Source organism: Burkholderia sp., assembly GCF_018375725.1.
Classification (GTDB): Bacteria; Pseudomonadota; Gammaproteobacteria; order Burkholderiales; family Burkholderiaceae; genus Burkholderia.
The window spans coordinates 1-5,533 of sequence record NZ_JAHACR010000281.1 but is presented as its reverse complement, the minus strand read 5'-3'; the positions used below and the strand labels follow the sequence as shown (position 1 = coordinate 5,533).

The 5,533-nt window shown below is 63.1% G+C and carries 1 protein-coding gene; it reads right to left on the bottom strand.

Annotated elements, in window-relative coordinates; genetic code table 11:
* The coding region (locus KH616_RS20700; RefSeq protein ID WP_292250383.1) for a hemagglutinin repeat-containing protein at positions 1 to 5,533 on the bottom strand (5,533 nt) is incomplete at both ends.

Below are 5,533 nucleotides of genomic sequence, written 5' to 3'. Positions count from 1 at the left end.
TGTTCTTGCCGCTCGTCTGTCCATGCGTAGCGGAATGGTTGCCGCCGTTACCCACACCGCCACCGGCACTGATTCCAAAGCTGCTCGCGTGATAGCTCGAGCTGTTCTGAATGTCCGAGAACGACAATGTCCCGGTGGTCAGCTGATTCTTGTCAGGCGTAGCCGTACTGGCGATGTACGCCCCTTTCAGGTCCGTGTTGCCCCTGACCGTGATATCAAAGCCACCGTCCCCGGCCCGGATGCCCGATTGCTCGTTCACGCCTGCATAGTTACCGCCTGCACGACCGCTCTGCACGCTGACGCTGGCGCTCGCGCCGCCCATGCTCGCGTTGAACCCGCCGCCCGAGCTGCTCTGGTGCGCAGCGCTCTTGCTCGTATCCTGCACCGAAGCCAGATTCAGATTGCCGCCGATGTCCGCGATCACCTTGTTCGCATTGACGTTCGCGCCGACGATGTTGGTATCGCCGCCACTGATGATCGTCGCGGTATTGCTCGCGTTGATGTGTGTGTTGTTCTGCGTCGCCGCATCCGAGTTCGCATCACCGTGCGCGCGCGACATCGATGCCGACACACCAAACCCGCCTGTGCCATACGACACACCCACGCCCGCACTCGTCGACGCGTTCGTGCTACGCGTGCTGTCCGTATCCGTGCTGTTGACGAGATTGACCTTGTTTGTCGCCTTCAGCAGCACGTCCTTCGCAGTCACATCCGACCCATGGATTGTCACATTGCCCTGTCCGGCGCTCTTGTCCCCCGTCGCCACGAACGCAACCTTCCCGCCCGCCTTCACACTGCTGCCGTTATGCTGCCTGCTGTCCTCTGTGAACGTCGTCTTGCTGTGCGATGAACCGAAGCTCAGTTCCACCTTCGCCCCGACCTTTCCCTTCGGATCATTCAGCGCCTTCGCCATGCTGCCCGTCGCGCCCACCAAATCGGCCGTGCCGCCCCCAGCTGCAATAGCATGGAGCGCTGCGGCCCGTCCGTCCTGGCTGTCGCCCGCTCCCCGCACCTGCTGACTCACATTCTGGATCGCATCGACCACCGGCGATTTCACCCCCAGCGCGAAGCCCGAACGCGTCACCTCGCGGGCCTGTTCACGATGGCGATCCGTCTGCGACGCATCGATCCTCACGTCCTTCGCGACGCCCGTCACATCTTTGCGTGCGACGATATCCGAGCCCGTGACATGAAGCTTGTTGCCGGCCTTCATGGAAACACTGCCGCTTGTGCTGCCGATCAGGCTGCCCTGCGAACCCTTTACCGTATCGCGACTGGTATCGATCGTCCGGTTCGTGCCAAACGAGATCCCGGCGCCCGCGCTGCCGAGGCCGGATTTCTTCACGTCCTTGTAGTGATATTCGCTCGAGGCCGTGTCGGCGGTCGTGATCGTGAGGTCGCGGCCTGCGATGAGGTTCAAGTCGCGGGTGGCAGCGATTGTTGCGGCCTTCGCCGTCAGATCGTTTCCGGCCTGAACCTCGACCGTATGACCCGACAACGTCGTGCCGATCGCCTTGGTATAGCTGCTCGAATCGATCGTATGCGTCGACGTCGACGACAGGAGGCCACGCTCCTTCCGATAATGTTCGTCGTGCGCGCTCGCGCTCTGTGCGCCAGCGTTCAGATTGACATCGTGTCCGGCACTCACGTGGATCGCACCCCGCGCATTCGCGTAAGCGGTCGTCGCATTCACGTCGTGGCCGGCCACGATCGACAGGTTGCCGCCTGCCGCGATCTGCGTGCCCGTATCGCTCGACGCCGAGTGCTCGGCGTGGTTGCGGGCGTCCCATTTCACAGCGTCCCGGCTGCTCTGGCGAATCGCATTCAGATTGACGTCGTTATTCGCAGTCAGTGCCGCATCGCCGGTCGTCGCAATGACGGCCGCATTGGCATTCAGATCCCGACCGGCAGCCGCATGCAAGGTGCCGGCATTGATCGTCGACACGCGATCGATACCGGTCGCGCTGCCGCTCTTCGCCGTCGCCGAGCTTGTGGTACTCACCAGATTGAGGTCGCGTCCGGCTGACAACGCCACCGCGTTTCCTTGAATCAGCCCGCCCAGATTGTTCAGATCCTTGCTTGCGCTTGCCGACACGGCATTGCCCGACACCGTGCCGCGATTCTCGATCGAATCCGCGCGAATGACCGTCGCTTTGCGGCTCGCAATCGTGCCGCTATTTCGGTACGCGCCGTCCGCTTCGACGGTGACGTTCTTGCCGGAAATGATCGTGCCTTCGCCGGTCACATCCGCTGCATTCGCGTGCAGATATACCTTCGGCACCAGCACCGTCTGCTGGCTGCCATCCGGCAACGTCACGGCCTGATTCACGAGCCAGACGATATCTCTCGTCAGCGCGGCCATTTGCGCATCGGTCAGCGCCGTCCCGAGGTTCAGCCCGAACTGCTGCGAAGCCTTCACCCCGCTCGCCATCAGCGCTTCGAACTCGCGCTGGTTGTCCGTATAGTCGCCAATGAAACGCTGCCCCGTCGCCTGAATGATCTGTTGCTGAATCAACTGCTGCTCGTAGAAGCCGTCGCCGATGCGCTTGAGAACGGTATTCGGATCGACCTTGAGCGCATCCAGCATCGTGTCGCTCGACAGCCATTTCCGGTAATCGGTAAAGCGCGGGTCCGTCTCGACCAGGAAGCGGCTGCCCGGGGCGGTCTTCACCTGATACAACGCATTGTTCGGCAAGCGCGTGTCCGGCGTCACCGTGCGCACGACTACACCGCCTACGTTGGCTTTCACTGTCGATACGGTCCCGGCATCAACGCCCGCCATACCCGCGCCGAGTTCCTTGCTCGCCACCGGCGTCACGCCGGTAGCGCTCGCACCTTGCGCAACAGATGTCGCAACCGCCACGCTCTTGATCGGATTGGACGGCTTGTTCGGATCGGTCAGCACCACCGGGAGATCGATCGTTTGCGGCGACATGGCCGGCGCGTAGTCGGTCTTCGACGATGCGCGCTGGTCACCCCTGAACAGGCCGCCCGACTGCACCCACGTATGGATCGCCTTACCCGAGCCCGCAAATGTCTCGGTGCCGGTCGCGCCGATGTTCAGCACGTTTTTCGGCTGGTCGCCGTCGCCGGCGACGATCCGGCTTTTGTCGTTCAGACCGGAAGCCGCATTGATCGCGATGTGCCGGCCAGCTGCGATCGTGCCGGGTTGTGACCCCGTCACGATATCCCTGGTCGATTCGACGTCGACCGTATAGACGGTATAGGTCTGCACGAGGCGGCTCGATACATCGTGGTTATACGCGGTTACCGCCCGATCGAGGTCCTGGTAGGCGGCCATGGTGGCCTTGTACCACTGTTGGAAAGGCGCACACACCGCATTTGACGAGGTCATGCAGGAGGGGCTCGGCGGTCCGAAAAGCGGTCGCTTTTCGCCGGTCAAGTCAGCCTCCGTGGGTGGCTTGACGGCGAACCAGTCACGTCCGACATTGTGCCGGCCAATGATCGCCCGCATGGCAAACGGGCCCTGCGCGATCCACGCCGGATTCGTGTCCGGCGGCGGCGCTACGCCGAACCGGGCCCAGATGTCCGCCGGCACGGTACGATACGCTCCCGTCTGCGCGGCCACCTCGTCCACCCCGAATTTCACCGCGGGATATGCGGTTCTGTCGATCGTGCCCGCGACACCGTTCATCGTGTACTTCGCGTACTCCGCGAACGGATATTGCGTCGACGGCAGCAAAATGAATTTCTGGTCGTCGTCCAGCGCCCACTGGTAGGCGGTGCCCGGACGGATTTCCTGATTGTTCTTCTGGTACAGGTAAATGGTCGACGGATCGATCTTTTCAGTCGAACCCGGCACCTGATACCACAACTGGTTGCCGCTGTCGGTGGTGACCGTCGAGGTCTGGAAGTTGGCGTTCAGGTTCTCGAACCGGTTCGTGTCGACCGTAATGTCGCGCCCGCTGTCGATCTGCGCGCCGTTGTTCGTGACGGTTTGCGCGGCGCCGGTCGCCTGACGATTCGCATCCAGTGCACCGCCGACATGAATATCGTTGCTCGCGTAGATCAATGCATTGTTCCGGTTCCTGAGCGTCTGCGCGCCGATGTCGAGATCGCCGCGCGATGCGATCACGCCGCCCACGCCTTGGGCGTTCTGGTCGTTGATTAGCGTGTTTGCGCCCACCGCAACCGTGTCGCCGTAGATTCGCCCGCCCGCATTCGTGACGGTATCGCCAGCCGTCACTGTCGTTGCGCCACCGTCGATCAGGCCTTCGTTCGTGATCGACTGGTTTGCGTGAACGTTTGTGGCGTTACCGCCGAAAATCTCGCCGGTCTCGCGGTTCCGAATGGAATGGGCAGTCACGTCCGCCGCATGGCCTGCCGACAGCGTGCCGCTGTTCTCGAACACGCCGCCAGCCGTGGTCGAGAGATCGCGGCCCGCTACGATCCGCCCGCTACTGGTCAGATCGCCTTGCGTCGTCACGTTGACGTTGCCGGCCGATTGGAGCTTGCCGTCGTTGCTGAGCGTGCCCGTCGAGACCGTTAGTTGCTCGCCGCCGTTGATGTCGCCCTGGCTGTTGACCAGCGTATTCGACGCCGCCAACGTTGCCGCGCCCTTCGACTGGATGCTCCCCGACATGTTGTTGATGATCGGCGCGGTCAGTTTTGCACTCTGGTCAGCCCGAACCGAGCCGGCGGTATTGTCGAGCGTCTGGCCGGCGTTCAGGACAACGCTGGCGCCTTCCATCCCGGCAACCAGACCCGGCACGCCTGCCGTCGCCGGCAGCGTCGAACTGGCGGTCTGCGCGTTGCGAACCGTATCGCCCAGCACCGACAGCGTACCGCTCGCATGCATGGCCCCACGGGTGTTGTCGATCGTCGCACCGGACACGGTCACGTCACTGTTGCTGACAAACTGGCCCGCCACGTTCGACACCGTGCCGGTGCTTCTTACTGTCAATGCACCGTCCACCACCAGCGAACCTGCATCGTTGGTCACGGATGATGCGTCGACCACTGCCGTTCCACTCGACGAGATCGCGCCGCCCGCGTTGCTCAGCATCCCCGTCATCAGCGTGACGCCGTTGCCGAGTACCTGACCGCCGGAGGATTGCCCCGCCAGTACGCCGTTGTCGAACGTCTGGCCGTGTGTGTCGATGTCCGCCCCCCGCGGAGCCTGCACCAAACCGGACCGGTTATCGAATGCGCCCGACCGGCTCGCCAGCGATTGGCTCGCGGCCACGTTCCCGAGCGCGTTGTCGATCGCACCCTGTCCCGATGCGAGGTTGACGTTCGCTCCTGCAATCATGCCGCCCGCATTCATCAGGCCCTGGTTGGCCAAGGTCGTATCGCCCGACGCCAGCAACTTGCCGCCCGCGTTGTCCGTCGTCCCGGATGTCGTGACCGACAACGCACCCGAGACGGAGCCGATGGTGCCGCCACGGTTCGAAACGGTCCGCGCAGCCACGGTTGTATCGTGTGTCGCCCAGATCGTCCCGCCCGCGTTCGTGACGGTATCGCCAGCCGTCACTGTCGTTGCGCCACCGTCGATCAGGCCTTCGTTCGTGAT